We start from the raw sequence: 26,943 nt of genomic DNA on the forward strand, positions 1-26,943 counted from the left end.
TATGGTTATAATGATTTGTTGGGTGGACAACGACAACCTCTACTTCGATTGCTTCCGTTGCCAAGCTAGAGGAAGATAGAATAGGGAGAATTGTTGGTTCATAATGTGAAGGAACAGGTATGCAACAGGGTGAAAAAATAATGACATTATATTTATGTTATATTGGATAGGGAAGACTCCAATGAAGATGACATGTACTTTAGGGAGCAGCGTAAAATGAAGCGAGAAGCTTCCCAATAGAACGTAGGGAAATAATAGCGAGTAGACCGTGATTGTTGATTTCAAAGAATGTGTAAACCATCTGCCATTAAGGCGGTTGATAGCAATTGCCAGAGAGAAAGGAGTGAGAGAGATGGCTGAACGCATCATTTTACCTTTTGGAGATCCGATATTGCGCAAGCGCTGCAAGCCAGTTACAGAGCTGAATGCGCGTACGATATCGCTGCTTAATGATTTGAAGGATACCCTGTATGCTGAGAAGGGGAGAGCAGGACTTGCGGCACCGCAAATTGGGATTTTGCGACGTGTTGTAGTCATGGATGTCGGAGAGGGCTTGATTGAATTGATTAACCCGGAGGTCGTTGAGACGGCTGGCGAGCAGGAAGGGATGGAGGCTTGCTTGTCTTATCCTGGGTACTACGGCAGAGTGAAGCGTCATCAATATATTAAGATAACAACGATGAACCGGGATGGTGAGACGGTTACATTGGAGGCCGAGGATTTCTTTGCCCGCTGCATCCAGCATGAGATGGATCATTTGGACGGTGTGCTATTCATTGACCGTGTCGAGGATGATTATCTTGTCCATGGAACGAATCATCAGCATTTGCCGCTGTTTCATGCACTTCGACTGACATCCCCAGAACAGCGTACCTAAGTGTGGAAGAAGCAGTTCCTCCATTTATCTCCGTATGTACCTGTGCCTCATAGACTTGAATACACGAAAGGTATTGGATGTTGGCTGAATCTTCTTTTTGTGAGGAAATAATCGGGAAAGTGTTCCGGCGCTTGGGGTCGAATGATAGAAGTAATCATTTAATCGATAAGTGGAGGTACAGAGGGATGGAGGAGCTACATCAACGATTTCTGGAGCAGCAGCTTCCCCGTAGGTATACGAATCTTGCTGCCGAGAAAATGCTTGTGGAGAAGTACCGCGCGATTGAAATCCCAGCAGAGGTGCTGGCTGATTTGCAGCGCGATCCACTGGCGAATTTTGAACAGGTATTCAAGTGCTTCAAGATTGAGGATCGTGATGTTCTGAACCGGATATATAGTGATACGGAGAAGGGCATCCAAGAAGAGCATAAGGCCAGATATGAGGAGCGGGAAGCTGAAGATAGGCCCTGGAACCATCGGAGAAGGAATGGATTCGGATTCGAAATGGGGAGCTGCTTCGAGTTGTACTCACTAGTGAAGATGGGGAGCATATGCTCGGATTTACCGTGCAGGGATTGTGTTATGCATTAGTTGATGATCTTATGATTATGAAGGGGATTCCTCAAGGGGAAGAATGTTCACTGAACAACGAGTATTATGTGCACTATCTTCAATTACTACAGCGGCAGGGTCATTTATAAGGCGATGACGAAAGGGGAGGTCGGTGCTCAGCACTGCCCTTTTTTTGTATAGGCGGTCTTCCACTTACACAATTCGGCATGTATGTACAGAAGCGCAAGAGAGTCCATGGAGTGAGCAATTATTATCGAATGAAGAGTGAGGTTCTGCAGTGAGCAGAACCTCTATTTGTTCGCCACCAGCACTCTGATTATATGCCCTAGTGTCTAGTGTCTGGCCTTATGCATTCTTATGCAGTGATCTTGTCCAGTATCATGAAGGCGGCGCCGATCGCAAGCGCCTCGTCACCGTAGCTGCCCTTGCTGAACATGACCTGATATTGCGGATAATGATAGGTTTTGCGAATAGCTGTTTGTGTTGCGGTATAGAAAAATAAATCATTCGCGTTCATGAGCGGTCCGCCAAGCACCACTTTCTCTGGATGGAGAACGTTGAGCAGGTTGGCTAACCCAATGCCGAAATAAGTAGCAGCCTGCGTTACAATCTCGGTCGCCAGTGGATCACGCCGCCGCAGCGCCTCCATAATATGCGCATATGAAATGTCGGAGCTTGCCCCCGCGATTTGCTCAAGCAGACTGCGGCGACCCATTCGGACGAGTGCGTTCGCTTCACGTTCTATGGCGTATACGGTGGCATATGACTCCAAGCAGCCGTAGTTGCCGTTCCCTGTACGTGGGGGAATGCCATCTGCCTGAATGATCATTTGCCCAAGTGAGCCCTCCATGTCGACAGCCCCATAGATAAGCTTGCCTTCGGACATCATCGCGGAACGGAGCCCAATGCCGACATGTACGTACAGCATGTGCCGGACATCTCTTGCTCGATTGGCCCACGCTTCTGCCCGAATTGCGGTGTTCGCCCCATTATCGAGCATGACAGGCATGTTCAATTGTCGTTCCAAGTCATTGACGATCGAGACATTCTCCCAGCCTGGAGAAGGGAAGAAGCTAGGCTGCAAGATGACACCTTCGAATCGATCCAGCGGACCGACGGCGCCGATTCCAAGACCGAGTACCTTATCTGGGCTGAGCTTATGCTTGCCCGTCCAGTGCTTAATCTGCTTCGTTACTTCTGCCAACAAGTATTCCGGTGTCATGAGTGCAGTCATTTCCCATTCGCATGTATCGAGCTTATTTCCGGCCATGTCCAGAATGACGAGGCGGGAAGAGGTGCGGGAGATATCAAGGCCGAATGCATAGCCGTAATCAGGAACGACTCGGTATAGAATCGGTCTGCGTCCGCCAGTCGAAGCGCCAAACCCGCATTCAGCGATGAGTCCAAGCGCAGTTAGCTCCTCCAATACACGAGTCAGTGTGCTGACCGTAAGCCCGCTGTATTGGAGCAAGTCCAGCTTCGAGATTTCATCGGTGCGTCGAATGAATTGAAAGATTTCCTTCGCTTTGGAGGAAGGAATGTGTTGATCCAATGATTTATCCATATATAACAATCCCCGCAATTCCTGACAATAGGATGACGGCTATCGGATGGAGCTTCAGCTTCATCAGCGCAAGCAGTGCACAGGCGAAGATTGCGACTGGAATGAATGATGATAATGTCCACTTCGCCGTGAGCCCAGAATGCATCGCCATGTTGACCGCCGCATAGGCGATCAGTGCGATTACGGCTGGCTTCATGCCGTCAAGTGCAGACTGCACCCACTGATTATCATACACGCGGTAGAAAATAGTGGCAATAAGCAGCATGATGATTGCAGATGGCAGGATGACTCCAAGCGATGCAGCAATACTGCCGATCAAGCCAGATGCAGTATACCCAACATATACGGCGCTGTTCATTGCAATAGGGCCTGGAGCCATGCCAGCGAGTGTGATTGCTTCCGTATACTGCTCTGCCGTCATCCAGTGATGAGACAATGCTTCGTGTTCAATAACCGGAAGCATCGCATATCCGCCTCCGAAGGAGACAAATCCTAGTTTAAAAAAAGTCCAAAAGAGTTCCCATAACATGGTGCATCCATCCTTCTTGTTCGATTATGGGAGGCTAACCATATCTATTCCATCAACCTAGACCGCTCTATTGTTGTGCTGCTTCGCTTGGCGGGAGTGGGTGGCGCTATTGCTTGTGCGCGGTGGCTTGGAACGGTCGTGTGGATGGTCGCCCATAAAGCTGCTGCGAGTGATCCAATTCAGTACGAGACCAGCGGCTGCTCCAATGGCTAACATGATAACGGGGTGGAGTGAAGTCCAGAACAGCAGTGCTAATGTGGTCAAGGTGATGGTCCATGTGAACACATTGGTTAAGGTGCGCGTGCCCAGACGCACGGCTGCATATACAATAAGTGCAACGATAGCAGGTTTAATACCGGACAATGCTGCCTGCACATACGGTTGATCACGTAGTCCTGCTGCTCCTGCGCATAATAACAGCATAATGGCAATAGTAGGCAAGGAGATGCCGATGACTGCTGCGGCGAGTCCGGATAGGCCGGCAATGCGATAGCCCACGAGTGCGGCGACATTGACACCGATTCCGCCAGGGGCGGCACCAGCTAGTGCAGTGATTTCCCCCATATCATCTGCTTCTAGCCATTTGCGCTTTTCGGCGATTTCCCGTTCGATGACAGGCAAGATTGCATAACCGCCGCCGAAGGTGGTCGGTCCAATCTGGCTAAAGGTCAGAAACAATTGAAGAAGAAGGGTGCGCTTCTTTATTCGCTGCGCGGGACGGAGAGCATTTTGATTCATGGTGATTATCATCCCTTCCGTTCAGTGGTATGGTAGCTTCAGTATAACGCACTTAATTCCATTTTGGAATAAACTTTTAACTAATAGATGTAAATGATCCGTAATATGAAGAAGTTGAATTGCAATTTATTGTATTTTAGAGGGAGTTTCATCTATATTGGAATCATGTTGGCATGCATCTCGATTCGTTTACACGAAGAGGTGGCATGATTGAAGAAATTAAGAAGATTACAGGGACATAAGTGGGAGTCATTTCCCATTACTTATTGCGAAGGCAGTTGAAGAAGGTAGCAAAATGCCAGTGAGCTTGTGGCGGAGGGCTTCTATATATTAATATGGAATTATTAACGTAAGGAAGTAGGCAGCGTTTGCAACCGGAAGCGGAAGCCGATGCCAGAGGAGGTACATTGGATAAGCGAATATCTCTCGGGCTGTATGTTCTCGCTGCTGTACTCATCTTGGTGTACCATGAGAAGCTGCTTGCTGTACTGCGTCATATGGAGCCTGGAGCAGGTGCGCTCATCATTATGTTTCTTGCTGCTGTCGCTATATCCCTATTTCCTGTCATTCCATTCGGTCTAGTGGCAGGGATTATAGGCGCTACTTTTGGCTTCTGGATTGGTGGCTGGATGAACGTGGCGGCTTCGACGGTAGGGGCTGCTTTGATGTTCCTTGCTGTTCGAAGCGGGATATCCAAGCAGGGCAGGTCGTATATTGAGCGTATCGGCTTACTTCGAAGCTTTAATCAATTAATGGAACGAAATGCATTCACTGCTGTGCTTATCGGACGGATGATTCCCATTGTCCCAGCTGTAGCGATTAATGCATATGCGGCCATGCTGTCTATCCCTCTGCGCACCTTTATGGTGGCAACGGTATTAGGGAAGCTGCCGGTTATGTTCCTGTTCGCCTATGTCGGCGAGCAGTTGCTTCAAGACTGGACAAGGATACCGGTCGTCTTGCTTCTATATGCCGTGTACGTGGCTGGCATTTATGGAATACATCGAGTCGTGGAGCGATGCCAATCAAGGCGTGGCCGCACGTAGCGACACAAGGAATTGCGATAATATCGTTATGGAGGAAAAGTTGAATATGTCCAACATTGCATCAAACATTACACAGCTCATTGGCAACACACCCCTAATGGAGCTGAACAACTACAGTCGCAAGCATGGCCTCGGAGCGAGGCTCGTTGCGAAGCTGGAAGCATTCAATCCTGGTGGAAGCGTCAAGGATCGTATCGGATATGCAATGCTTAAGGCAGCCGAGGAGCAAGGTGTCATCGACCGCAGCTCGGTCATTATTGAACCGACAAGCGGCAACACGGGGATTGCATTGGCGAGCGCTGCTGCAGCACTTGGTTATCGTATTATTATTACGTTGCCAGATACGTATAGTATGGAGCGCATTAAGATGATGAAGGCGCTTGGTGCGGAAATCGTGCTCACGCCTGGATCAGAAGGGATGCAGGGTGCAATTCGGAAGGCGGAGGAGCTTGCTGAGAGTATTCCAAACTCGTTCATCCCACAGCAGTTCCATAATAAGGCGAACCCAGAAATGCACCGGAATTCGACAGCACAGGAAATATGGCGCGATTCGGACGGAGAAGTGGATATCTTCGTGGCAGGGGTCGGCACTGGTGGGACAATTAGCGGTGTAGGCGGTGTATTGAAGGAGAATAAGCCATCGGTACGAATTACAGCAGTTGAACCTGCTGATTCACCTGTTTTGTCAGGAGGCAATCGCGGTCCGCATATGATTCAAGGTATCGGTGCTGGCTTCGTGCCGAGCACATTCGATCGCAGCATCGTTGATGAGATCATCCGGGTTACGAACGAAGAAGCATTCACTGCAGCGCGCGAGCTTGCGAAGCAGGAGGGCTTTCTAGTTGGTATTTCCTCAGGCGCAGCCTTGGCAGCTGCAACACAGCTGGCGAAGCGCCCTTCGAATGCAGGGAAGATGATTGTTGTGCTGCTGCCGGATACAGGCGAGCGCTATCTGTCGACGCCGTTGTTCGAAGGCTAAGCGGCAGGCGCTGTCAGCTGCAGGGAAGCACATGAATCTCTGTAAATAAGAAGCCCTGATCCTGTGCAAAGCAGGTCGGGGCTTTTTGCATATGAATAATGTGTTAACATCATAAGCGCTGCTAACAAAAACAGCCGTCCTCCGAGCAGAAAGCCTGCAAGGGGACGGCTGTTGCCAATGCATGAATTACTTGTTCAATGCATCTTCGTAGCGTTTTTCAACTGCTGACCAGTTCACAACGTTCCAGAACGCGGAAACGTAGTCAGGGCGCTTGTTTTGATATTTCAAGTAGTATGCATGCTCCCATACATCCAAGCCGAGGATAGGCGTCTTGCCTTCCATAATCGGGCTGTCTTGGTTAGGCAGGCTGTATACGGACAATTTGCCGTTAGCATCTACTGCAAGCCATGCCCAGCCGCTGCCGAAGCGTGTAGCTGCAGCTTTAGCGAAGTCTTCTTTGAACTTATCGAAGCCGCCAAGCTCATTGTTGATTGCATCAGCCAATTTGCCGGAAGGCTGGCCGCCGCCGTTTGGTCCGATGATTTCCCAGAACAGGGAGTGGTTCGCATGGCCGCCGCCGTTGTTGCGCACAGCTGTGCGGATGTTCTCAGGAACAGCATCCAAGTTAGCGATAAGTTCATCCAGGGATTTATCTTGCAATTCTGGAGCAGATTCCAAAGCCGCATTCAAGTTCGTCACGTAAGTGTTGTGGTGACGATCGTGGTGAATCATCATTGTTGTTTCATCGAAATGTGGTTCCAAAGCGTTGTTGGCATAAGGAAGAGCTGGTAATTGATGTGCCATTGTGTCATACCTCCTAATAATTATGTAGCATCTTATCTACTTCTAACCTAATTAAACATGAAGCGAACGAATAAATCAACATAAATGTTGCGAAAGTCTACATTGAAAGTAAAGCCTTCGCAATTCTTCACAAATAGATGAATAACAGCCTGTCATTCAACGCTATCATATTACCCGAAAATGGTTCTTTTCAAACGAATGCTCCATTGGAGAACGATGGATCAGGGCTAGCAATGAATACGAATTCTTTACAATTTCTATAACCTTTTCTTGTATTGGGCAATGTAAACGCTTTAAATAAAGCGTTTACAAGAGGAAACGAGAGATTTTCCGATCTTTTTTATGGAAGTTGAAAGATAAAGAAGGATTTTCGCGATTTTTGTCGTATTTGTAAAGGTATTGCACAATCTATGTAGATAACCACAAGATACAGATTTAATGTAAAGGCGTAGAAAGGTGTTAGACAGAGAGACAACCGATCACGAAACCAAGCTCAGGATGAGGGAGAGTAAGTCATGAATGTTCGTTCCTTTCGTTTGTCGGATTATCTTCCGGCAACCCAGTTGTTGAAGGAATCACTGTCAGATGAATGTTGTGAGAAGACGCTGGAAGCATTCGCGCGTCAGTTATCGTTGGACGGAGAGCTGGTGCTCATCGCAGAACATGAGGCATCTAGTGGGGAGCAGGCTATTGTCGGACTTGTCATCGGAACCGTTGATCGTAACAACGGCTACTATTACCGCCTTGCCGTACACCCAGATTATCGCAATCAAGGAGTAGGCAAAGCACTGGTAGCGGGATTGGAACAGAAATTCCAACAACGCCGCGTCAAAAACATTATGATTGCTGTGGACGAGCATACAGAAGTCGTATTGCCATGGTTTGAGGCATTGGGGTACGGAGCGAAGGATATGCTGCGCTCCCTGTCGCAGCTGCGCATCGTTGCAGGGTAACGGCGCGCAATCCTGTATTGCAGATGTATTGCAAGGTCGCAATCGGCCTCACTCGGTAAGAGTGGCGATACACGATTTACTATAGCCAAACATTGTACAAGGAAGCATATCTTCTCAACCGTTGCATTCGGGGAAAAGATATGCTTTTCTATTAGTAAAGCGAATTGAACGTAAAGCCGAGGAATTAGCATGAATCGTTATGAGGAAGCTCTTGTGAAAAGTTTCAAGCACGATGGTCACCTGCATCGGGTATGGCTCGAGAACTGGCTTGTGCCCTCCACAATGCGGCATCCTGATCATGTGAAGGAAGACATGTACGTCCTTATCAATAGTCAGACGCCGATTCGGGAGTCGGATGGGAAGCAGTGGGTCAGCAAGATTCCTGCTGTCACCTTCTTCATCCCGAAGCAGTGGTTCAACGTTGTTGCTCTTATCGAGGAATGCGGTGTTCGGTATTATTGTAATATAGCATCGCCTCCATATCGGTGCGGCAATACTTTCACTTATATTGACTATGATTTGGATGTCATTCGCATGACGGATGGGCAAGTTCAAGTAGTGGATCAGGATGAGTATGAGCACAATCGCTTAACCTATCATTATCCGGAGCTTGTTGAGCAGAAGGTGAAGCTAGGCCTGGATCAGGTGTTGGAGTACATTGAGCAGGGTCGTACTCCATTCCATGATGGCACGGTACGTTGGTATTACGAAGAGTGGAAGCGGTTGTTAAACGAACCTCATGAACAGTAAGCAAGTAGACATGAAATCGGTGAACGGCGCCTGTTCCAGAACTTAGTTCCTGGATGCATGGTGCCGTTTCCGATGTTGGCGGATTGTGAACAGGCTTTTTTTTATTTAGTAATAGCGCATTAGCGAAGTAAATGGAATATGAAAATACATCATGAGACGACAAGGAGGTGAATGGGATGCTTGATTCGAAGAAGCTGAATGGACAACAAAATCATGAAGAGCGGGCGGTATCTGATCAGGGTGCTTCCAAGGATCGGTGGCGCCAGCTGAAGCAGGATATTATAGAGGCCGCCCCGGCACTCGGAATTGATCAGGTCGGCTTTACAACGGCAGACCCATTCATTGAATTGAAGGCGAGACTGCAGCATTCCATTGACCAAGGCTATGCCTCGGGATTCGAAGAGCCTGACTTGGACAAGCGTACTCGCCCCGAATTGCTGCTGGAGGATGCGCGCTCAATCATAGCCATTGCTGTGGCCTATCCTTCCAAGCTGGAGGAATCGCCGAAGTCGAAGGCAGGCTCCTATCGGGGAATGTTTGCGCGGACTGCATGGGGACTTGATTACCATCATGTTCTGCGTGATCGCCTCGCGAAACTGGAAGCATTCTTACGTGAGCGCGTGCCTGAACAGGAACTACGGGTACGAAGTATGGTGGACACAGGAGAATTAAGTGATAGGGCCGTAGCAGAGCGTGCAGGTATTGGGTTCAGCGGCAAGAACTGCTCGATTATTTCGCCGCAGTGGGGATCGTGGATTTACTTGGGCGAAATGATTACGAATATTCCGTTCCCGTCTGACGAGCCTGTAACAGAAGACTGCGGCGAGTGCACGCGCTGTCTTGATGCTTGTCCGACAAGTGCCCTTGTCGGCCCTGGGCAGTTGAACGCGAACCTGTGTATCTCCTTCCAGACGCAGTCGAAGGACATCTTGAGCCATGAGATGATGACCAAGATGGGGAATCGGCTGTATGGCTGCGACACATGCCAGATCGTTTGTCCCAAAAATAAAGGAATGAATTGGACGCACCAACCCGAAATGCAGCCTGATCCCGAGAAGGCGAAGCCTCTTCTCGTTCCAATGCTGCAATTATCGAATCGTGAATTTAAGGAGCAGTTCGGCTCATTGTCGGCTGCATGGCGCGGCAAGAAGCCGATCCAGCGCAATGCGATTGTGGCGCTTGGGAACTTCCGTGATCGAAGCGCGGTTGGGGAGTTGCGTGCCTTGCTGCGAGAAGATACGCGTTATGATATTCGTGCGACAGCCGCTTGGGCGCTTGGTCAGATTGGCGGTACTGATGCGAAGCAGGCGCTGCTGTCAGCCTTGAATCGTGAGAAGGAGGATGCCGTTGTGCAAGCGATAGATGATGCCCTGCAGCAGTTCGACAATCATGTGGAACCTATTTATGTGCAGGAGATGGAGTCGCCGATAGGGATGCTGACCGTTGCCTCATCGGCGACAGGACTGTGTTCTATTGAATTCGGCAGTGTGTTGGATACCTCTGCGCGTCTGAACGCCTGGGCGCAGCGCACATATGGTCGGGCTGCCCTCCAGCGTCATCCGGAACGGCTGCAGGAGGCAATTCGCCAATTGGAGGAATATTTCAGAGGGGAGCGGCAATCGTTCGATTTGACGCTTGATTTCCAAGGAACGCCATTCCAACGTGAGGTGTGGCGAGCTCTAATGGATATTCCGTACGGGGAGACGAGATCCTATAAGCAGATCGCAGAGGCAATTGGACGTCCGCAGGCAGTACGAGCAGTCGGTGGGGCGAACAATCGCAATCCGATTCCGGTTATTGCGCCATGCCATCGTGTCATTGGAGCAGATGGCCGACTAGTCGGGTACGGCGGGGGGATGGACAAGAAAGTTACTCTCCTTAAGCTGGAAGGCATGCAGGCGAATGAAGAACGGATGCTGACTGCTCCTTAATGGAACAGGGGATATTTGTCACGATTGATGGTACGTGCTATCATAGTGGCGGTACGGTATATTCGAAATCGAACGGCACATCGATCTCTTTTCGTTTTCTATGTGAAGTTTTCGGTGGATCATTCACGGAATCTGTACCCTACTTGAATATAGAAGCAATGAGCTAAACTTGACGATGTTGGGGTGACCATGGGAAGATGTGGACAGTAATTACGGCAATCGTAACACTAATTGTAGGCATTATCATCGGCTTCGCTGGCGGCGTGTACTACTTGCGTAACCAAATGACGAAAATGCAATCAGACCCTCAAATGCTGCAGAAGATGGCGAAGCAAATGGGCTACAATCTGAATTCGAAGCAGATGCAGCAAGCACAGCAAATGATGAAGAACAAGAATTTCAAGAAAAACCGCTAAGTTAACGAGATCATGCTCACAAGCGCGGCGGAAGGAGGGACGTTCGTGGCTGGTTTGAAGGATTATGTGAATACACAGGTTGGTACGAACCGCGAGAAGATTGAGCATCATATTAAGGAAATCTTGAAGCTCGTCGGAGAAGATGTTGAGCGCGAAGGATTGCTGGATACGCCAGCACGCGTGACTCGCATGTATGAGGAAATCTTCGCCGGTTATGAGGTAGATCCTCGTGATGCGCTCGGGGTAGCATTTGATGAAAATCACGAAGAGCTTGTCATTGTGAAGGATATTACGTATTATAGCCAATGTGAGCATCATATGGCGCCCTTCTTCGGGAAGGTGCATATCGGATATATTCCAAGCGGCAAGATAGCAGGACTTAGCAAGTTCGCCCGCTTGGTGGAAGCAATCTCCCGCCGCTTGCAGGTGCAAGAGCGGATCACTACCGAGATTGCCGACATTATGGATGAGGTACTCATGCCACACGGCGTGATGGTCGTTGTGGAAGGCGAGCACTTGTGCATGTGCGCCCGTGGTGTGAAGAAGCCGGGAAGCAAGACGGTAACGATGGCAACACGCGGCAGCTTCCGGACGGATGCGGCGCAGCGCGCGGAATTTTTGTCACTGATTAAGTAGTAATGTGATGTATGTGGGTGAACTATGAACTGATGAACCCCGTTCCGGGCATGGGACGGGGTTTTTTTCGGACAGAGCAGGGAATTTGAATAGGAGGAGTTACAAGTCACATGACAGAAGCAAAGAAGAAGTCGGAACAGAAAAGTACGGAACAAGAAGTAGAATTGACAGCGGAACAGAAGCTGTGGGCGAGATTGTATGAAGCAGCTTCTGCGTTCAAGAAGCAGGCGAGCTGGGAGTGGATGCCGGAGAACGTGATCTTTGGCGTGAGCAATCCCGAAGACGGAGAAGTGGGCTATTGCACGATTATGAATGGAACAGACTACTTGTTCGGTCTGGCGTTATTCCGCGGCGGTGAAGGATTAGAGAGCCTGAACAGCATGATGCTGGACAATCATGAGCAGAATGCATGGCTGCACCGCCAAAAATGCATCATGGTAACGTTTGAAGACCGTACGGATCTGGAAAAGCGCGATTTGGCACAGATCAAGGAGCTCGGGTTCCGCTTCCGCGGCCGTAATGCATGGCCAATGTTCCGTGCATACGACCCGGGGTTTGTTCCATGGACGCTTGACGAGAAGCAGGTCAGTTTCTTGGCGATCGCCTTAGAACAAGCGATAGATCTGGCAGCGCGCGTGAAGAAGGACAATGAGGTAATGATAGCACCGCAATCCGGTCAAGTGTTGGTTCGTACTCCGGACAACAAGAAGTGGGTAGATCGCTGGATGGATCCTGACTTCGTATTGGAGCGTCCTGTGAAGGTTGAAATCGAAGATCGGGATCGTCTGAATGATGTTATGAATCGTTTCCCGAATAAGAAGGGCCAATGGGAGACAGAATTTTTCTATGCGCCTGTTGCTGTGAAGGGTGAAGGCGAGCGTCCGTACTATCCGCGTCTCTGCTTGTGGGTAGACCGTACGACACGTGCAGCTGTAGGCTTCCATGTCGCGTATGATGACAACTTTGAGCAGGAGTTCCTGAATCATTTCTTGCAGCTTATTGAAGAGCAGGGGGTACGCCCACAGAAGCTCATCATTCGCACGAATGAATGCGTGGATCTGTTCGAGAAGACAGCACAGCGTCTGAAAATTCGCATTGAGCGCGAGTCGCACTTGGCATACTTGGAGGAAGCGCGCGGAGACTTATTCGATTATTTCTCCAAGCAAGAAGGGTAGAAGGAATCTATTTACGTTATAAATGATATATGTCCTTAATAAATAGGGAATGAGGAGAAGGCATGGCTTCGCTGAAAGGCGGGTCGTGTCTTCTTTTTTAATATACTGCTCACCCGGGAAAGGAGGGTGTCTTAATGAAATCGCTGCATGTATAATGGGAATAAAGATGTTTATGCTATCTATGGAAATAAAGGAGTGCTGCTATGAAGCTTTCAATGCATATTACAAAGGAAGACTATTGGAAATTTAATAAATTCGTGATATACAGCATGCCGAAATACCGTAAAGTCATGCTAGCGAATATCATCGGCCTGCCCTTGTTTTTAAGCATCATTCTTAAAGTTATCGGAAAACCATGGGTGTACTCGATTGTAGTTGGGGTAGCGCTGGGGGTGCTTTTGAACGTATTTATGTATTTTTCGATTAAGAGAAAGGTTATCCGTTGGTCTGCTTCCACAGAAAATGCAGCATGGCTCGGAGATCATACGGTGGAGATTACGGAGCAGGGAATTGATGAGACGACGCCGGTCGGCAGCGCTCATTACAACTGGGATGCGATACCGGAAATCAGAATGACCAAGGACTACATCTATATCTTCATCAGCTCGATGCAGGCACATATTATCCCACTTGCTTGCTTGTCTAACTCGTCCGAGCAGACACAGCTTATTCAGCTTCTTGAGGAGCATCATAAGAAAAAGATTATCGTACATTCCTAACTGGTGATCACATATTTACATTCAAGCAAAAAGTCCTCTGCTTACAAAAGTTGACAAGGAAAAAGCCTAATCAACGTCTTGTAAGCAGAGGACTGTTATGTTAAGATCTAATGTACGATATGAGTATATTTTTAAAATGCATTACTATCCAAATATATAATACCATATCGAATCACAGGCTGTCAACCTTGATTTATAAATTTCTAAAGAAGCGGGTGGTTAGATGAGTACGAAAGAAGAACAATGGCGTCTAGAAGAGGAACGAGCGGTTCGGGTGATGGAAGCTATTGAGCAGCATATTGAGCCCCTGCAGCAGGATATTGGCGACATCAAACACGAAGTAGTCGAATTCCGCAAGGCATTCTGGGACGATGTCAAAATCAACATGGACGATATAAATGAGGCGATAGAGACCTTCGCCAGCATGAAGCAGCAGGCAGAGGTGTTAACCGAGCGCGAGCATAGACACCGCCATGCTGCGCGTCAGTTGGATGTATTAACTCGCATGGCGAAGTCTCCCTACTTTGCACGAATCGATTTCAAGGAAGATGGAGAAATGCGTGGTGAGGAGATCTATTTAGGCATTGGCTCTTTCCGCAATGAAGAAGGCGAATTTTTCGTATATGACTGGCGAGCTCCGGTGTCGAGCTTGTATTATGATTTCCCTCCAGGCCCTGCGCGCTACACGACTCCTGTAGGGGAGATAGAAGGTACGATGGAACTGAAGCGTCAGTTTCTTATTTCGGAAGGCCGGTTCCGTGGAATGTTCGATACCGGGGTTACGATTGGAGATGAATTGCTGCGTCAAATGCTTAGTCAGCCGTCAGCCGAGCATATGAAGAGCATTGTAGCGACCATACAACAGGAGCAGAACCGCATCATTCGCAATGAACGGAGCGGCGTGCTGATTGTGACGGGGCCAGCAGGCAGCGGTAAGACGTCGACAGCTTTGCAGCGTATTGCATACCTGCTCTATCGGTATCGGGAAACACTGCAGGCGGAGCAGATCGTATTATTTTCCCCAAATCCTCTGTTCAACCGTTATGTCTCGACAGTGTTGCCAGAGCTGGGAGAACGAAATATGGAGCAGACGACCTTCCAGGATTATTTGGAGCACCGCCTAGGCAGCAGTTTCAAGCTTGAGCATCCGTTCGAGCAAATGGAATATTCACTGACAGCTGCAGAAGAACCGGGCTATAGCGCTCGTATGGAGGCGATCCGCTTCAAGGCAAGCCGTAACTATATTGATATGATCCATGCGTACGTACAGTGGTTAGGGACAGAAGGCCTGCAGCTACATGATATTTGCTTCCGCGATGAGGTAATCGTAACTGCAGAGCAAATTCACAGCCAGCTCTACCGTTATGATGCATCGCTTCCGCTGCCGAACCGTTTGCGCTTGCTGGCCGAATGGCTGCGTGGGGAACTGCATCGCGCGGCGAAGCAAGAACACAAGAAGCCGTGGGTGGATGAGGAAGTAGAGATGCTGGATGATGATGCATACCACGAAGCTTATATGAAGCTGCAGCGCAAGAAGCAGTTCTCGGAGGAAACCTTCGATGACTTCCAGCGTGAACGCGACTGGCTTGCTGCATCGATTGTGAATGAGCACTTCAAGTCTCTCTATTCACAGGTGAAGAAGCTTGGGTTTATTGATATGGAGGGGACGTATCGTCAGTTGTTCGCTATGCCGGATGTATCGGAGCGATGTGCGGCAGCCGGAACGCTGCCTGCGGAGTGGAGAACCATATGTGCAGATACGGAAGCACGCCTTCTATCAGGGGAGATGCCATTTGAGGATGCAACGCCATATCTGTATCTGAATGAATGCATTAAGGGGTTCCGTGTGAATACCTCTATTCGCCAACTGTTCATTGATGAGGCGCAGGATTACTCACCGTTCCAATTCGCATTGTTAAGACGAATGTTCCCGCGCTGCAGCATGACGCTGCTTGGGGACTGGGAGCAGGCGATTTATCCGCATGCTGGGGAACAGGATATCAACAGCAGTTGGCTATCTTCGGATATGCGCGGCGATTCATCTACGGAAACTTTCCACTTGACACGAAGCTACCGCACAACTCGTCCGATTATGGAGTTCGCCCGCTATCTGGCTATGGATGGCGATCGTATTGAACCGTTCGATCGGGCTGGGAATCTGCCGACAGTTACCGTTGAAGAGGACAGAGCGGAGCGTGATCGACTGGTCGCGGATCGCATACGTCAACTGCTGCAGGAAGGGCATCGCAATGTAGCCGTGATTTGTAAGACGGCTCAAGAGAGTAAGGAAGCATATGAGGCGCTGCAAAATGAAATTTCGATTTACCTTGTCGAGCAAGATACGGCCTCATTCCATGAGGGTGCGCTGGTTATTCCTTCGTATTTGGCCAAGGGAGTAGAATTCGATGCAGTTGTCATCTATGATGCATCGGAAGCTGCCTATGGGCGTGCAAATGAACAGAAACTGCTGTATGTATCCTGCACGCGGGCCATGCATGAGCTTCATGTATTCTGTGTCGGCAAGCCGAGTCCATGGCTGGCTGCGGTGCCGGCGGAGACATACCTTTCTCTGTAAGATCCCAATAAAGCTGATAGGGAATAGAACAGAAATAGAACAGATCTGTCTTATTCGATTAGCCGGTTGTAGTAATCTTAGGCAAGGGAGGTATGGACATGAAGGTATACATCGTAGATGCTTTTACAGATGCGCCATTCCGCGGCAATCCGGCTGCGGTCTGTCTCGTTGAACAGGAATGGGATGAGACGATGATGCAGCATATCGCATCTGAAATGAATTTATCCGAGACAGCATTTGTTCATGTAGATGCGGAGTGGGAAGAGGGGGCTCAGAGCCCTTTCGGCCTTCGCTGGTTCACGCCTGAGGTTGAGGTTGATCTATGCGGACACGCAACGCTGGCTACGGCTCATGTATTACGGCAATGCGGGATTGTAAGCGGGGACAGAGTCTCCTTCGAGACGAAGAGCGGCATTCTCCATGCTGCATATAAGGAAAGCGGGGGCCAATGCGAGATCACGCTGGATTTCCCAGCATCTTCGCTAATGCTCGTAGAGGATGAGGCGCTGCGAGTACGTCTGGAGGAAGCGCTAGGCTGCTCGGTGCATGAGGTACTTAGAAGCCGAATCGAGTTAATGGCCATCGTGGATTCAGAACAGACTGTACGGTCGCTGGAGCCAAATTGGGAACAGCTTAAGGCATGCGATCAAGAAGCGATTGGTGTGCTCGTTACAGCGAGAGCAGGAGAATCAGCCCATGACAGAATTGACTTCGTGTCTCGCTGTTTCTTCCCAGCGCTCGGTGTGAATGAAGACCCGGTTACGGGATCTGCTCATTGCACGATAGGGCCATATTGGGGAGCCAAGCTCGGCAGGTTGTCTCTAACTGGACGTCAATGTTCTGCAAGAGGAGGCGTTGTGAAGTTGGAGCTGCATCAGGAGCGGGTGTACTTAACCGGCACGGCTGTCACAATTATGGATGGCAAGTTCACTTTTTCGTAGATTAGTGATTTCAGTTTAGGAGGGAATAGAATGGGAGTTTGGATGGAGATGACCATTCTCATCTTGCTCGCCTGCAATCTACTGCTCCTTCTGCACATCAACAGTAAGCTTCCGAGGCGGGATCGCGCCCAGGAAGCTTACGATCGTGCGAAGAAGAAGTATGGGATTGACTGATGCCTGCACTGCCTATAGGGTTGTACAACCAATGCCTGCATATCCACGTTTCGTCTTACATGTCAATAATTCATAATAATGACCTCGTTGATCACACCACGGCCATCACCTTTGGAATTAATGCTTCGCCTCGCTTTTACCGTATGGATTCGATATCCCTCATACAATTGATGAATATAGTCTGTCGCATGATTGGACAGCATGACATATACACCACGTTCACTAAGTTCCTTAAATACATTGGCTAGACGCTGTTGTTCCGGTCGGCCGAAGCCCCCCTTGGCATACGAAGTGAAGGCGGCAGTTGGCGTCAAGGTGTCATAGGGAGGATCAAAATAGACGAAGTCGCCGGCGCGTGCCTCCTGCACAGCCTCAGCAAAATCTCCATCCATCATTCGAATATTGGCGCGGTTCAAATAGGAGGACATACTGCGAATAGTTGTTTCTCTTATGATGTTCGGCCGCTTGTATTTCCCGAATGGAACATTGAATTGGCCGCCTGCATTGACTCGGTATAAGCCGTTATAGCATGTCCGATTCAAATAAATAAGCCTGGCGGCGCGGTCGATAGGGGATAAGGCGGCGTAGGCTTCTTGGTTCCGATCCCATGCCCGGATTTCATAATAGTATCCTTCGTCGTTACGATGCTGGCGAAGGGTTTCAATAAGTTGGTCTGGCTGCTGCTTTATCATTTGGTACACGTTGATGAGCTCTGGGTTGACGTCGTTAATGGCCCCGTTGTCTGGCGTTAATGCTAACAATAACGCCGCTCCGCCGATGAACGGCTCGAAGTAGGCTGCTCGCGTCCAGTCTGCTGAAGGCAGAAGGGAACGGATGCTGGGAAGTAGTTGGCGTTTGCCGCCAGCCCATTTCACAATAGGTCTGAGCAATTCGCCTCACCCCTTTCGAAGTCGATAACTCATTGTTCTGGTACAAAAGGAAAGCGCGGCACAGAACCGCACGTGATCCAGCTATTTCCATTTATTATTGTATAGAACGAAAAGGGTGCGGCGCAACGGCGAATAAGCTCGAAAAATAGGAAGTAAACACCTCATTCATCGAATGATGTTGTAAGCTTAGAAGGGAGTCCATTTCAATTTGCGAGCTTGCTCGAATCGTTCGGATACAGCGGGCCAATTGATGACATTCCACCAATCGGCAATATATTTCGGCCGTTCATTTTGATGCTTCAAATAATAAGCATGTTCCCATACATCAAGCGGCAGCAGCGGGACGACATCCCATTGGGACAAGTTCTGATGCTTCTCTGCTTGCAAAATCTCCAATCTTCGGCTGCGCGGACTCCAGACGAGTATCGTCCAGCCACCACCCTCAACCTTCTCTGCTGCGTTCGAGAAATGCTTCCGGAAGGCATCGTAGCTGCCAAAGTCATGCTCAATTTGGCGCAGCAGACTGCCTGTAGGCCTGCCTCCGCCCTGCGGACTCATTACATCCCAGAAGATGGTGTGCAGATAGTGACCAGCCCCATTGAACGCAAGCTCGTTCTCCCAATATTTCACCAGATCGAACTTATTGGTGCGCCGTGCTTCTGCTAGCGCCGACTCGGCCTTGTTCAAGCCGTCCACGTAGCTCTTGTGATGCTTGTCATGATGAATGCGCATCGTCGTCTCATCGATATAAGGCTCAAGCGCATTATAAGGGTATGGAAGCGGAGGAAGCCGGTGTCCGCCAATTGGAACGAAGGATTCCCCATCTGTCTCATCATCCTGTTCCGGCTGCGCGCTGCGCGTATTGCCAATGTGAGCATGAATGCCTTGAATGGATTGTTGTGGATAGGGATACTGATGTTGCTGGGGCTGATACTGATGCTGCGGCCAATGCGAGGAAGGCTCGTTCCCCGCAGCGTGAATGCGAGCTGGTGGGGAGGAGCTGCTGCTAGAACGAGTGTTATGATTGCTTCCCGGGGGCTCTACTGCTGGGTAAAAGACAGGTTTAATGGCTTTCAGAAAGTACTGGGATCGCTCCGTGATATGATCGAATACGACAGGGGCGTGCTCCGTATGCTGCACGGCTTGGCTGTTATGCTTAATGGCATCAAGCTGCTGAACGAACTGCTCGGATTGATATACAGAAGCGCGGAGCAATTCTTGAAGCTGTTGAAGCTGATCTGGCTGAAGGACATCTGGCTGCTGCAGGGCGGTGCGCAGCTGTCCCCTCGCTGCATCTTCCGTCTGTGACAGAACCTGTTCCCATTGGGCAAGCAGCTGCACGTATTCAGGCTCCAGCTGGGGCACAATTGCGCGAATGACCTCTGTATGCTTCTTCTCCTGCTGCTTCCAGTAGGCACTCTCTTCCAGTACACGCACAGGCATAAGTGGCCCGTATATGAGCTGCAATGTTCTCCCTCCTTGTGATTGAAATGGTTCTTTTTATTGTATTAGCTTCATAGGTTGACCTATGTAAAATGGCACAAAAAAACCGCAAGCGGGGGCTTGCGGTTCTACTTCGACTTATTCCATCTCGTATTCTGTGAAACTTCCTTGCCGAATTTATGAACGTCTCAATCGGCGTAGCAGGGGAGTTAGTTCTGTGCAATGAACAAACCGCGATCAGCACGATAGGCTGCATTCAGAAACGCGGATGTCTTCGACAAGTATTCTTTGCGCTGTGTGCGATAGATAAGCTCATGCTGTGTATTAGGGACGATCCATGCCTGCGAGAGCTTATTGGACTGATGGGCGGCAATGCCTTCTGCAATTCCATATGGCGCCTTGGAGTCCGCTGTTCCATGAACGAAGAGAATCGGCATCTCATAGTTCGTTGATTTCACTTCATTGTATGGAATTTGCTGTAGGCTCGTGCCATTGACAGCAGGGAAGAAGGTACGCAGCAGATCAAGCGATGGATGCTTCGGCAGTGGAGCGTACTGCTGCAAATTATGATATAGCGTATCTGGCTCCAGCAGGAAGGTGCTGTCCAGAATCATGGCATTAATATCATGAGTAAGCAGTGCTGCTTGAAGCGCCGTTCCGGCACCCATGGAGAAGCCCCATACGACGACGTGCTCAGCACCGCGTTCCTTCGCGAGCTTGACTGCGCCTAGCAGCTGTTCCTTCTCCAGACGGCCGCCTGTTGCTTTGGTCGGATGCTGTTCGGAAGCAAATCCATAGTCGAACATGATGACATTGTAGTCGAGTCGATGTGCGAATTTGGCAAGGTCATACATCGGCACCCAATATTCTTCTCGATTGGCCCCGTAGCCATGGCTGAAGATTAAGGTGCGCTTGGAAGGCTTATCAGATGGAATGTACCATCCGTCTACCAGCGTATGCCCATCGCGAGCGGGAAAGGATACCGTCTCGTACTTCATCCCTTTGGCCTCCATTGGATTGGAGAACAGCGGAGGTACTTGCGGATTAGCGAACATCCATGCGATGAATCCGTGCAGGGCAAGGAAGATGACAATTGCAGCGAAGAAGGTCGATAGGGATAGCGCAATGGCTACATGCTTCACTCGTAGTCTCCGCGCTGCCGCAGGGGCTGCTCCAGATGGGCCGAGCCATTCAGGCTGTAGTGCGGGAGATGTAATAACAGGTGTGCTCATGTAGATGACCTCCTTCGATGATGTAATGCAGAATGGTGTCGAGCCCAATACATTCATATAGAACAAAAGTCCCGATGGGAGCTGATTCGTGTAAACGTTGTCTTCGTATCATTATCGTATGCGGGAATCCGCATAGGGTCAACGGATTTGCGCGATTTGTAAGGTGATTGTAATCGTCCCGTAACATTGCAATCTCCCTGTAAAAACATGTCGAAACAAGGGACGTTCGTAGGATGCGGGAGAATGGTGCTAGTATCTTTACGAAAATAAGGAAGAGAGTTATACTAGTTGTAACGATGTTCCATACTATGGAACCGAAGAGGGAGATACATGGTGGAAGAACGAGGAAAGCTAACCGTACGCGCCGTAGAGCGTGCACTCGATATATTAATGTGTTTTGCCAATGAGCGAGATATCAGCTTGACGGAACTTGCAACCCGCGTTGGGCTGAATAAGAGCACTGTTCATCGTCTGATGACAACATTGGAGGATCGCGGATTCGTACTTAAAAATGGCGATAAGTATCGCCTGGGATATCGGGTATGGGAGTTGGCGGCGAATTTGACGCAGGTCGATGATCCTGCTCAGCTGCTGCAGCCGGAGATGGAGCTCCTGCGCGATCAGTTGGATGAGACGGTGAGTCTATATGTGAAGGATGGCAACGACCGGATACGGATTCAGGCCGTGCAGAGCAATCAGGCGATCCGTAGAGTAGCGCCAGTAGGCGTTCGTTTGCCGTTGTTCGTGGGGGCATCCAGCAAGGTGCTGCTTGCCTTTGCTGAGACGCACGAGCTAGAGGCTGCATTGCGCGATTCACGCTGGCCGTCCTCCATTGACAAGGACAGCTATATGAAGCAGCTTGAGGAAGTGCGTCGACTCGGATATGCTGTGAGCTTGGAAGAACGCGAACTTGGAGCGGCGGCTGTATCTGTGCCGATCATGGATCGGAATCAGCGGCTGGTCGCAGCCTTGTCGGTATCGGGGCCTGTCAGCCGGATGTCGGCAGATACGCTTGTATCCTTTGCCCCGCAGATGATGGAGACTGCCCGCCGAATGGGCACGATGCTGCTGACGATGCAGTAACAGTCAGTCTGCTGTAATCGACGGTTAAGATTGTCTTTTTGCTAGATTCTGTGCATTGTAAATAATAAGTCCTTCGGCCCCTCTACTGCGGCAAGCAGTGGAGGGGCCGAAGTTGTAAAGACCTATGAAATGCGCCTGACAGCACCCATCAGAACGGAGATCGGAATGCCAGCCATGATCTGCAGTGATGTATAAGGTTATGCTGAAGTTATTGCTCCAATTGCGACATCCTGCTATAGGGTTTGTGAGGAATGACGCTGGCGATATTGGCCGGGAGTTATTCCTTCGAGCTTCTTGAACATACGATTGAAGTAGGGGGCCTGGTAACCGGCCGATTCAGCGATTTCATTGATCTTCATATCCGTGGTCAGTAGAAGCTGCTTGCAATAGTTCATTCTTATCGAGGTAATATAATCGACATAGTTCGTTCCTGTCATTTGCTTGAACGCTTTGCTCAGTTGGGAGATGCTGACGCCATTACTTTTCGCATAGGTTTCAAGTGCAATCTCTTGACCGTTGCTTTGTGCAATCTGTTCGAGCAGATTGTCTACAATCTCCTTCATAGATGCATTGAAGCTGCGAGAGAGCGAATGAATGTAAGGGTGGATCACCTTCTCTTGGAACCAGGACAAGGATGCTTGTGGATTGCGCAGCATACGAAGCTCTTCATACAGCTGGGCGCTGTCATAGACGGCATACGGATTATGGCCGGCCTGAAGCATAGCGCGATGGATGCTTCCCATTAGTCGCAACAGCGCTTGATGGACAAGCCATTCTGCCGCGTGGCTTGCTTGCAGTGCCTCTACATACTGCTCCAAGGCTTGCGTCGCTTCCTGGGCCAGACCCATATTGAGAGCGTAAATAAGCTCCTGCTCAAGCACAAGCAGAGGGGCTTCAAGCAGCGTATTCGCTCTATCCAGCACTTGATCGGCCTGAAGCAATTGGCTCGTTGCGTCGAAGGTGCGGCACCGAAGCGCACGCTGAGCCTGCTCCATGGCATGGGGAATATCCATCCACGACGAAGTTGGCCCGTTATAGACGATGGTGGCCTGGATGCGCAGAACCTCATGCAGGACGTTGATATAATGGGAACACAGACTGTGCAGCTCCTGTTGTGCTTCTGCTTGAGCATGATCCTGTGTGGGGAGTATGAGCACAAGTCCGAACGATCCATCTAAGAAATTAATCGTGTGAACATGTTCCGCTGCGGATTGGGATAGCTCTGCCACGATATTGATGGCTGCGTACGTTAATAGAACATCGTCTTTATCGGACAGCGGCTTATATTCTTCATCGGTTGGATGAAGTTGTAGAACGATCGCTGCAAATGACCTGCCTTCAATGGCGACCCCCATCGTATGAAGCTTCTCCATCATCTCCCTCTCTGTCCAGTGCGCTGCCTGCCCTGTAATGAATTGATTCATAATTGCCTCGCGCATGGACGGCACGGCCTGATTCAGCCTCCGTTCCAATGTTTCATTTGTAATTCGATAATGCTGCCACTCCCGTTCAATATAATCAAGCTCATTGTGAACATCCGTATCCGGGGAGCGCCAGCCTGTAAGCAAGTTCATCATCCGGCGTATCGGTCGATACATACGGTGGGAAGCGAACCAGCTTAACGCTAACGCAGCCAGCAGGGCAAATATCCAGCACACAATGAGGATATGTGTATAGGGTCGTGTAGGTGCCGTAATGATGGATTGAGGGGTAGCCGATAAGTAAGTCCATTTGCCGCCCATTTTCTCCAAGGTTACGGTGTTTATGAGCAATGTATCCTGATTCAAGGGAACCTTGCTGCTTCCGCTAGGTTGATTCAATGCCTCTGTATGTTGAGTCTGATGAGATTGAATAGCGGCGAATGCCTCAAGATTCTGTCTGCTTGCTTCGCTTTGCCCAATAATGTGTCCTTCCTCGTCGAGCAGGTAAGCATATCGGTCTGGGTTCGCAAATACGAACAGCTTAGACGGATTGATGTAAATCACGATAGCCCCGTAGGATGCGTTTCCATTGAACGGCAGCTTCATTACGACGGCATGGGACGAGCCTCTACTGAAGGGACGCTGCAATTCATGTGTCCAGAAGATGCCCTGCTCGGCCGATATAAGCTCCTTCCAGCGAGATTCTTCTGCCTGCTCCAATGTCCGAAGACCAATCGAGGGCTGAAGTACTTTGTTCTGCTTCGCCACGTACAAATACACCTGATCAATAATCGGATCGGCATTCTCGATAAGCGTGAGCGTATCGAGCAATTGGTTCGTTTCCTCGAACTGCTGTGCGAAATCCATATCGGAAATCGTCGGCTTGAAATGCGGCTTCACGACCATATGTAGAGCGTAATTAATAAGCTGCCCAAGCTGTTTATCGATTTGTTTGGCTGCTTCAATCATCTCGCTGTCGTTCTTCTCTTGAAACTGCTTCACAAGCTGCTGGTTGCCCATATATAAATAAGCCGCACTGATGATCGTGATTGGCAGGCAGGTCAGCAGTACGGCGAGCGCGAGACTTTTCCAATAGAAGATTCCCTTGGAAGAGGGACGTAGTATATCATGCAGCTTTCCCATGAATTCCTCCTGTGTGGCAATGGATGATGAAACGGAATACTGGAGTAATCATTGATATTTGATATTGGAATAGAAATTGTAATTTGCTCGACTGCACGAAGCTGTTCATACAAGAACGATAGTATGGAATGTTCTGGTATGGTGATCGATTGTATTTATCATACTGAATGGCACAACGGATGAAAAGGCTTACAGAAAAAAAGTGCAGCCTCAGGAAATCGGGAAAATGCTGCATCGAATCTCGCAGCAGGTGATTCTTTGCGGGGCTTGCTTGTGCGTTCATCGAGCGATGAATAAGCGCGGTTATGCAGGCAGGCAAGATGCTTCAGCAAAAAAGTCAAATTGCATGAAATAATGATAGCGTTTACATTGATAAAAAAATCCTAGCAGACACTGCGATACTCGCTGTCTCAATTGAACATGCAGAAGAAAGTGAGGTAGTACTGATGAGCATGGAACCATCAACATCTGCATCTGCAGCCCAGTTAGAACGGAGGACATCATCTAAGCGAAGAGCGCGCACACGTGTATGGGTAGATGTGAAAAGGGATAGATACTTGTATTTGTTGGCGCTGCCAGGACTTCTCTTCTTCCTTGTCTTCAAGTATGTTCCGATTACGAATCTTGTGATCGCCTTCCAAGACTATTCGCCGTATTTCGGTGTGTTTCAAAGTCCATGGGTAGGATTCGAGCATTTCAGCCGCTTCTTTGCAAATGAAGATTTCTACATTCTGCTGCGCAACACACTCGCTATCAGTTTTCTGAATCTGTTGTTTTTCTTCCCGGCGCCGATCATTCTTTCTATCATGCTGAACGAGGTTCGGCATTCGATTGTGAAGCGAACAGTACAGTCTCTCATTTACATTCCGCACTTCTTATCGTGGGTGCTCATTTCGGGGTTGACGTTCCTCATGTTCTCGCAATCGGAAGGGTTGTTCAACAAGCTGCTGCTGTCTATGGACAAAGAGGCTTTTGATTTGCTCACGAATCCAAGTTATTTCTGGGGAATGTTGACGGCACAGTCGATCTGGAAGGAGGTCGGTTGGGGGACGATTATCTTCCTCGCTGCTATCGCAGGAATCGATCCTCAGCTGTATGAGGCTGCGGTGATGGATGGAGCAGGGCGGATGCGCCGCATTTGGCATATTACGCTGCCGGGCATGCGCAATGTGATCATCATTCTGTTTATTTTGCGGTTAGGCACTATTATGGATACTGGATTCGAGCAGATTTATCTGATGATGAATGCAGCCGTCTCCAATGTAGCGGAAGTGTTCGATACGTATGTGTACAGGGTTGGGATTAAGCAAGGGGAGTTCAGTTACAGTACAGCCATCGGATTATTCAAATCGGTAGTTGGCGTCATTCTTGTCGTGGCGGCCAATCAAATTGCTAAGCGCTTCGGACAGGACAGTTTGTATTAATTAGGGAGGGAGACAAGTGCTATGAGAGATAACAGTGTGAGAGATCGCTTATTCAATATCGGGAACATAGCCATTCTGCTGCTCATCAGCTTGGCGACCGTCTTTCCCATTTACTATACAATCGTGCTGTCGTTCACGGATCCAACGGAATATTACACGAAGCCGCTTATTTTGTTCCCGGCCAAATGGTCACTGGATGCCTATCAGTACTTGCTCGCAAACGGCTTGTTTGTCAGCGCACTCGGTGTGAGCACCTTTCTGGCTACAGTAGGAACAGCGTGCAGCCTCATCGTAACCGGGGGCATGGCTTATGCGCTCTCTCGGAAGCGACTGCGCTTCCGGAAGGCCATTCTGTTTCTTATTTTGTTAACCTTTCTGTTCCAGCCAGGACTTGTGCCGCAGTATTTAATTGTGCGCAATGTCGGACTTATCGATAATATCTGGTCGCTCATTATTCCGTCGCTGACCAGTGGGTGGTACGTTCTGCTTATGAAGGGATTCTTCGACAGTATTCCCGATAGTCTGGAGGAAGCGGGACGAATTGATGGGTGTAACGAGATCAGCGTATTTTGGCGCATTATATTGCCCTTGTCACTTCCAGCGCTGGTCGCATTCGGCTTGTTCTTTGCGGTAGGGTATTGGAATACCTATTTCAACGCGCTCATGTACATCAACGATCAGAGCATGTGGCCGCTGCAGGTGCTGCTGCAAAACCTGCTGGTCGATCCGGCGGCAATGGGCGGCGGGGCAGGAGGGAGCGGTGCGGATTTCCGTATGAATCGCCAGATGCCGTCTGAGACGTTAAAAATGGCTGCAGTCGTTATTGCTACCGTACCGATTATGCTGGTGTATCCATTCTTGCAGAAGCATTTCGCAAAAGGTGCGATGGTCGGCTCTGTCAAAGAATGAGTAGATATAGATACACATT

At 49.3% G+C, this 26,943-nt stretch carries 25 protein-coding genes; 17 read left to right on the forward strand and 8 right to left on the reverse strand.

Annotation, left to right across the window (positions count from 1 at the left end; genetic code table 11):
- Positions 1 to 352 precede the first annotated feature (352 nt).
- Both def and ABN764_RS13370 read left to right on the forward strand, forming a co-directional pair.
- Positions 353 to 877 carry a peptide deformylase gene (gene def / locus ABN764_RS13365; RefSeq protein WP_446672153.1) on the forward strand — a complete coding sequence of 175 codons (525 nt, stop codon included), beginning with the start codon at positions 353 to 355 and terminating at the stop codon, positions 875 to 877.
- 185 nt (positions 878 to 1,062) lie between these two features.
- Entirely contained in the window at positions 1,063 to 1,467 is a 405-nt protein-coding gene (locus ABN764_RS13370) for a hypothetical protein (RefSeq protein ID WP_446672154.1), read from the forward strand.
- Between the two features lie 337 nt (positions 1,468 to 1,804).
- On the opposite strand, the gene ABN764_RS13375 is transcribed toward ABN764_RS13370, so the two are convergent.
- Genes ABN764_RS13375 through ABN764_RS13385 form a run of 3 tightly spaced genes read right to left on the reverse strand, consistent with a single transcriptional unit; the run spans position 1,805 to position 4,280 of the window.
- Positions 1,805 to 3,013, reverse strand: a complete 1,209-nt coding sequence (locus tag ABN764_RS13375) for an ROK family protein (protein ID WP_446672155.1) — start codon at positions 3,011 to 3,013, stop codon at positions 1,805 to 1,807.
- A complete protein-coding gene (locus ABN764_RS13380; protein ID WP_021256143.1) occupies positions 3,006 to 3,542 on the reverse strand; it encodes a chromate transporter in 537 nt (178 codons plus the stop codon). Before ABN764_RS13380 ends, ABN764_RS13375 begins: the two co-directional genes overlap by 8 nt.
- A 57-nt stretch (positions 3,543 to 3,599) precedes the next feature.
- A complete protein-coding gene (locus ABN764_RS13385) occupies positions 3,600 to 4,280 on the reverse strand; it encodes a chromate transporter (protein WP_446672156.1) in 681 nt (226 codons plus the stop codon).
- 368 nt (positions 4,281 to 4,648) lie between these two features.
- On the opposite strand from ABN764_RS13385, the gene ABN764_RS13390 reads away from it, so the two are divergent.
- Positions 4,649 to 5,326, forward strand: coding sequence for a TVP38/TMEM64 family protein (locus ABN764_RS13390; RefSeq protein WP_446672157.1), 678 nt, complete (start codon positions 4,649 to 4,651; stop codon positions 5,324 to 5,326).
- A gap of 46 nt (positions 5,327 to 5,372) precedes the next feature.
- Positions 5,373 to 6,305: a cysteine synthase A gene (gene cysK, locus ABN764_RS13395; protein WP_268626365.1), complete on the forward strand. Its 933-nt coding sequence runs from the start codon at positions 5,373 to 5,375 to the stop codon at positions 6,303 to 6,305.
- A 186-nt stretch (positions 6,306 to 6,491) separates the two neighbouring features.
- On the opposite strand, the gene ABN764_RS13400 is transcribed toward cysK, so the two are convergent.
- Entirely contained in the window at positions 6,492 to 7,109 is a 618-nt protein-coding gene (locus tag ABN764_RS13400) for a superoxide dismutase (protein WP_446672158.1), read from the reverse strand.
- Positions 7,110 to 7,624: 515 nt separating this feature from the next.
- Between ABN764_RS13400 and ABN764_RS13405 the strand changes: the two genes are divergently transcribed.
- The 10 genes from ABN764_RS13405 (at position 7,625) to ABN764_RS13450 (ending at position 17,379) form a co-directional block, all read left to right on the forward strand.
- Entirely contained in the window at positions 7,625 to 8,062 is a 438-nt protein-coding gene (locus ABN764_RS13405; protein WP_021256138.1) for a GNAT family N-acetyltransferase, read from the forward strand.
- A gap of 189 nt (positions 8,063 to 8,251) precedes the next feature.
- Entirely contained in the window at positions 8,252 to 8,812 is a 561-nt protein-coding gene (locus ABN764_RS13410; protein WP_174807701.1) for a DUF402 domain-containing protein, read from the forward strand.
- Between the two features lie 176 nt (positions 8,813 to 8,988).
- A complete protein-coding gene (queG, locus tag ABN764_RS13415) occupies positions 8,989 to 10,743 on the forward strand; it encodes a tRNA epoxyqueuosine(34) reductase QueG (protein WP_446672159.1) in 1,755 nt (584 codons plus the stop codon).
- A gap of 197 nt (positions 10,744 to 10,940) precedes the next feature.
- Positions 10,941 to 11,159: a YneF family protein gene (locus tag ABN764_RS13420; protein WP_021256135.1), complete on the forward strand. Its 219-nt coding sequence runs from the start codon at positions 10,941 to 10,943 to the stop codon at positions 11,157 to 11,159.
- Positions 11,160 to 11,204: 45 nt separating this feature from the next.
- Positions 11,205 to 11,795 carry a GTP cyclohydrolase I FolE gene (gene folE / locus ABN764_RS13425; protein WP_021256134.1) on the forward strand — a complete coding sequence of 197 codons (591 nt, stop codon included), beginning with the start codon at positions 11,205 to 11,207 and terminating at the stop codon, positions 11,793 to 11,795.
- A 110-nt stretch (positions 11,796 to 11,905) separates the two neighbouring features.
- On the forward strand, positions 11,906 to 12,970 hold the full coding sequence (locus ABN764_RS13430) for a DUF7309 domain-containing protein (protein ID WP_268626367.1): 1,065 nt from the start codon (positions 11,906 to 11,908) through the stop codon (positions 12,968 to 12,970).
- A gap of 203 nt (positions 12,971 to 13,173) precedes the next feature.
- Positions 13,174 to 13,689, forward strand: coding sequence for a YcxB family protein (locus ABN764_RS13435; RefSeq protein ID WP_072730597.1), 516 nt, complete (start codon positions 13,174 to 13,176; stop codon positions 13,687 to 13,689).
- Between the two features lie 223 nt (positions 13,690 to 13,912).
- A complete protein-coding gene (gene helD / locus ABN764_RS13440) occupies positions 13,913 to 16,264 on the forward strand; it encodes an RNA polymerase recycling motor HelD (protein ID WP_446672160.1) in 2,352 nt (783 codons plus the stop codon).
- Positions 16,265 to 16,362: 98 nt separating this feature from the next.
- The gene (locus tag ABN764_RS13445; RefSeq protein ID WP_446672161.1) at positions 16,363 to 17,205 is read left to right on the forward strand and encodes a PhzF family protein; all 843 of its coding nucleotides are present in this window, start codon (positions 16,363 to 16,365) and stop codon (positions 17,203 to 17,205) included.
- Between the two features lie 30 nt (positions 17,206 to 17,235).
- On the forward strand, positions 17,236 to 17,379 hold the full coding sequence (locus ABN764_RS13450; RefSeq protein ID WP_174807698.1) for a hypothetical protein: 144 nt from the start codon (positions 17,236 to 17,238) through the stop codon (positions 17,377 to 17,379).
- A 62-nt stretch (positions 17,380 to 17,441) separates the two neighbouring features.
- On the opposite strand, the gene ABN764_RS13455 is transcribed toward ABN764_RS13450, so the two are convergent.
- The 3 genes from ABN764_RS13455 to ABN764_RS13465 form a co-directional block, all read right to left on the reverse strand.
- Positions 17,442 to 18,269 (reverse strand): DNA adenine methylase, encoded by an 828-nt coding sequence (locus tag ABN764_RS13455; protein ID WP_021256129.1) that lies wholly within the window; start codon positions 18,267 to 18,269, stop codon positions 17,442 to 17,444.
- A 186-nt stretch (positions 18,270 to 18,455) separates the two neighbouring features.
- On the reverse strand, positions 18,456 to 19,736 hold the full coding sequence (locus tag ABN764_RS13460; RefSeq protein ID WP_446672162.1) for a Fe-Mn family superoxide dismutase: 1,281 nt from the start codon (positions 19,734 to 19,736) through the stop codon (positions 18,456 to 18,458).
- Between the two features lie 185 nt (positions 19,737 to 19,921).
- Positions 19,922 to 20,944: an alpha/beta hydrolase gene (locus tag ABN764_RS13465; RefSeq protein WP_021256127.1), complete on the reverse strand. Its 1,023-nt coding sequence runs from the start codon at positions 20,942 to 20,944 to the stop codon at positions 19,922 to 19,924.
- Between the two features lie 333 nt (positions 20,945 to 21,277).
- Between ABN764_RS13465 and ABN764_RS13470 the strand changes: the two genes are divergently transcribed.
- Positions 21,278 to 22,027 (forward strand): IclR family transcriptional regulator, encoded by a 750-nt coding sequence (locus tag ABN764_RS13470; RefSeq protein ID WP_028533615.1) that lies wholly within the window; start codon positions 21,278 to 21,280, stop codon positions 22,025 to 22,027.
- Between the two features lie 233 nt (positions 22,028 to 22,260).
- On the opposite strand, the gene ABN764_RS13475 is transcribed toward ABN764_RS13470, so the two are convergent.
- Positions 22,261 to 24,591, reverse strand: a complete 2,331-nt coding sequence (locus ABN764_RS13475; protein ID WP_446672163.1) for a helix-turn-helix domain-containing protein — start codon at positions 24,589 to 24,591, stop codon at positions 22,261 to 22,263.
- A 446-nt stretch (positions 24,592 to 25,037) separates the two neighbouring features.
- On the opposite strand from ABN764_RS13475, the gene ABN764_RS13480 reads away from it, so the two are divergent.
- Positions 25,038 to 26,015 carry an ABC transporter permease gene (locus ABN764_RS13480; protein WP_446672164.1) on the forward strand — a complete coding sequence of 326 codons (978 nt, stop codon included), beginning with the start codon at positions 25,038 to 25,040 and terminating at the stop codon, positions 26,013 to 26,015.
- Positions 26,016 to 26,036: 21 nt separating this feature from the next.
- A complete protein-coding gene (locus ABN764_RS13485) occupies positions 26,037 to 26,924 on the forward strand; it encodes a carbohydrate ABC transporter permease (RefSeq protein ID WP_446672165.1) in 888 nt (295 codons plus the stop codon).
- Positions 26,925 to 26,943: the final 19 nt, after the last annotated feature.

Origin of the sequence: Paenibacillus wuxiensis (genome assembly GCF_040195695.1) — a bacterium.
Classification (GTDB): Bacteria; Bacillota; Bacilli; order Paenibacillales; family Paenibacillaceae; genus Paenibacillus_B; species Paenibacillus_B suaedae.

Coding starts and splice junctions, on each gene's coding strand:
- ABN764_RS13410 (WP_174807701.1), top strand. CDS start 8,252: ATGAATCGTTATGAGGAAGCTCTTGTGAAAAGTTTCAAGCACGATGGT.
- ABN764_RS13450 (WP_174807698.1), top strand. CDS start 17,236: ATGGGAGTTTGGATGGAGATGACCATTCTCATCTTGCTCGCCTGCAAT.
- ABN764_RS13370 (WP_446672154.1), top strand. CDS start 1,063: ATGGAGGAGCTACATCAACGATTTCTGGAGCAGCAGCTTCCCCGTAGG.
- ABN764_RS13420 (WP_021256135.1), top strand. CDS start 10,941: ATGTGGACAGTAATTACGGCAATCGTAACACTAATTGTAGGCATTATC.
- ABN764_RS13430 (WP_268626367.1), top strand. CDS start 11,906: ATGACAGAAGCAAAGAAGAAGTCGGAACAGAAAAGTACGGAACAAGAA.
- ABN764_RS13475 (WP_446672163.1), bottom strand. CDS start 24,591: ATGGGAAAGCTGCATGATATACTACGTCCCTCTTCCAAGGGAATCTTC.
- ABN764_RS13400 (WP_446672158.1), bottom strand. CDS start 7,109: ATGGCACATCAATTACCAGCTCTTCCTTATGCCAACAACGCTTTGGAA.
- ABN764_RS13485 (WP_446672165.1), top strand. CDS start 26,037: ATGAGAGATAACAGTGTGAGAGATCGCTTATTCAATATCGGGAACATA.
- cysK (WP_268626365.1), top strand. CDS start 5,373: ATGTCCAACATTGCATCAAACATTACACAGCTCATTGGCAACACACCC.
- ABN764_RS13380 (WP_021256143.1), bottom strand. CDS start 3,542: ATGTTATGGGAACTCTTTTGGACTTTTTTTAAACTAGGATTTGTCTCC.
- queG (WP_446672159.1), top strand. CDS start 8,989: ATGCTTGATTCGAAGAAGCTGAATGGACAACAAAATCATGAAGAGCGG.
- ABN764_RS13385 (WP_446672156.1), bottom strand. CDS start 4,280: ATGAATCAAAATGCTCTCCGTCCCGCGCAGCGAATAAAGAAGCGCACC.
- ABN764_RS13405 (WP_021256138.1), top strand. CDS start 7,625: ATGAATGTTCGTTCCTTTCGTTTGTCGGATTATCTTCCGGCAACCCAG.
- ABN764_RS13480 (WP_446672164.1), top strand. CDS start 25,038: ATGAGCATGGAACCATCAACATCTGCATCTGCAGCCCAGTTAGAACGG.
- ABN764_RS13445 (WP_446672161.1), top strand. CDS start 16,363: ATGAAGGTATACATCGTAGATGCTTTTACAGATGCGCCATTCCGCGGC.
- ABN764_RS13435 (WP_072730597.1), top strand. CDS start 13,174: ATGAAGCTTTCAATGCATATTACAAAGGAAGACTATTGGAAATTTAAT.
- ABN764_RS13465 (WP_021256127.1), bottom strand. CDS start 20,944: ATGAGCACACCTGTTATTACATCTCCCGCACTACAGCCTGAATGGCTC.
- ABN764_RS13375 (WP_446672155.1), bottom strand. CDS start 3,013: ATGGATAAATCATTGGATCAACACATTCCTTCCTCCAAAGCGAAGGAA.
- helD (WP_446672160.1), top strand. CDS start 13,913: ATGAGTACGAAAGAAGAACAATGGCGTCTAGAAGAGGAACGAGCGGTT.
- def (WP_446672153.1), top strand. CDS start 353: ATGGCTGAACGCATCATTTTACCTTTTGGAGATCCGATATTGCGCAAG.